Origin of the sequence: Butyricicoccus sp. Marseille-Q5471 (genome assembly GCF_951230135.1) — a bacterium.
Lineage (GTDB): Bacteria > Bacillota > Clostridia > Oscillospirales > Butyricicoccaceae > Agathobaculum.
This window is the reverse complement of record NZ_CATNVC010000035.1, coordinates 1-2,185: the sequence shown is the minus strand read 5'-3', so window position 1 is coordinate 2,185 and position 2,185 is coordinate 1. Positions and strand designations below refer to the sequence as shown.

Below are 2,185 nucleotides of genomic sequence, written 5' to 3'. Positions count from 1 at the left end.
GATAAAGTACACACTTTTCAGCCAATAGAACTGCACAGTTTTTCGACACATAAAGTGCACAGTTTTTCGCCAAGACTGCACAACCTCCGAGGAGTTGGTAAAATGAAGCCAGCCGAAACGGAGGTGGCGAGAAATGAAGGGGTATCGTGTGTACAATTCTATTCAACAATTAAAAGACATGGGCTTTAAGCGAGCTGCCGTGGCGGCACAGCTTCAAATCAATCGCCGTACAGTGGACAGGTATTGGACAATGACGGCAGATGAGTATGAAACGCAGCAGCAGGCCCTGAAGCGTGGGAGCAGCGTGGATGATTACCGCGACCAGATTCTGTATTGGTTGAGGGCTTATCCAACACTTTCCTCCGCACAGGTCTGCGACTGGCTAAAAGAGCATTATAACGAAGACTTCCGGGAACGCACCGTTTCACGGTATGTCAAGCGGCTCCGAGAGGAATACGGCTTGAAGAAGGTTCCTATTCCGAGAGACTATGAAGCGGTACCCGAGCTCCCGATGGGGCAGCAGATGCAGGTGGACTTTGGACAGCTCCTGATGCCGAATGTTGACGGTGGACAGACCAGAGTTTATGCAGCAGCATTTCTGCTCTCGGCATCCCGGTACAAGTATGCCGAAATGCAAAGCCGACCTTTCACAGCAGCAGACTTGGTGAATATTTGCCACAACTGTTTCAGATATTTCGGTGGAATGCCGCGTGAAATGGTTTTTGACCAGGACAGCATTGTATGCGTCAGCGAAAATGCCGGAGATATTGTCTACACCTATGAATTTGAAAAGTTCCGGCAAGAGACGAAAATGACAATCTACATGTGCCGTGGCGCAGACCCCGAAAGCAAAGGGAAAATTGAGAACACGGTAAAATATATCAAGGGCAACTTCTTGAGCAATCGCCTTTATGTGGATGACGGGATTCTCAACGGCAGTTGTTTGGAGTGGCTGTCTCGTACCGCCAATGCAAAGGTGCACGGAACCACAAAACGTATTCCCGCTGAGGTTTTCAAGGAAGAATGTGAGCATCTTCGGCCGCTGGTTGGTTTTGATGAAGCTGTACTTCCTGTGGTTTGCCGCACCGTCCGAAAGGACAACACCATTATCTACGACAGCAACCGTTATTCCGTTCCTTTGGGTACCTACAACAAGCAGCCGGAGGTACGGATTGAAACGAAGGAAGGCATCCTTTACATCCAGACCATATTTGGTGAGGCGATTTGTGAGCACCGCATCTCCAGCGGCAGAGGGCTGCTCATCCAAAGCAAAAACCACACCAGAGACCGCACAACTGCCTTGGACAAGCTCCAGAATGATTTGGATGCTCGGTTAGAGCACAGAGCCGCAGAGTTTTTACAGGCCATACGCACGGAAAAAGCAAGGTATTCCAGAGACCAATTTCGCATCATACAATCTATGATTGACCAGCATGGCGTTCCTGAAGTGCTGGAGGCTGTTGATTTCTGCCAGTACAGCAATCTCAACAGCGCCAATATTTTAAAGGACTATCTTACCCACAAAGCCAAGGAGAATCCGAACGCTCCACCGTTGATTCCTCCCGTTGCATCCATTATTCCTGTAGCTGATGCAAAATACCATGTAACCACGCAAAAGCGGCCTCTGGATGTCTATGCGAAAGTGGGGGTAAGATGATGTTGACACCGCAGGAGCGAGTGCTGAACCTTCTGTCTGACCTCCGTATCCAGCCAGTTGATTTTGATGCCGTATATGCCGGCAAAAACAATCTGACACCGTTGGAAAGCGTGGAGCTGTTCCTAATGGAAGAGCAACGACTCCGGATTGAGAAGCAAACCTTGCTGCGCCGCAAGAGAGCCGCACTCCCCGCTGAAAAGGCGATTGAAACGTTTGATTTCGGCTTCCAGCGTAGCGTTACCCGGGAACAAATGCTCCGACTGAGTGATATGACTTGGGTAGAGCAGGCTTACAACATCTGCTTCTTGGGGCCTCCCGGCGTTGGCAAAACGCATCTTGCATTGGCGCTGGCTGTGCGAGGGCTCAATCTCGGATATGCCGTTGCGTTTGAAACACTTTCTGGCTTAATGTCCGTGCTAAAAACTGCTGAAATCTCAGGTGCAAGCAAGCGACGTTTGAAATATTTACAGAAAGCCGCCCTCGTTGTGGTGGACGAAGTGGGATTCATGCCCTTGACTCCGGCAGAGG

General features: G+C 49.9%; 2 protein-coding genes. Both read left to right on the top strand.

What is annotated here, in order from left to right:
• Window positions 1-133: 133 nt before the first annotated feature.
• Window positions 134-1,657: an IS21 family transposase gene (gene istA / locus QOX26_RS14250; RefSeq protein ID WP_283675630.1), complete on the top strand. Its 1,524-nt coding sequence runs from the start codon at window positions 134-136 to the stop codon at window positions 1,655-1,657.
• On the top strand, window positions 1,657-2,185 hold a 529-nt coding region (locus QOX26_RS14245), incomplete at its 3' end, for an ATP-binding protein (RefSeq protein WP_442870241.1). The genes istA and QOX26_RS14245, both read left to right, overlap by 1 nt.

Bases quoted from the DNA above. Each gene is read 5' to 3' on its own strand.
- istA (WP_283675630.1), top strand. From the start codon at position 134: ATGAAGGGGTATCGTGTGTACAATTCTATTCAACAATTAAAAGACATG.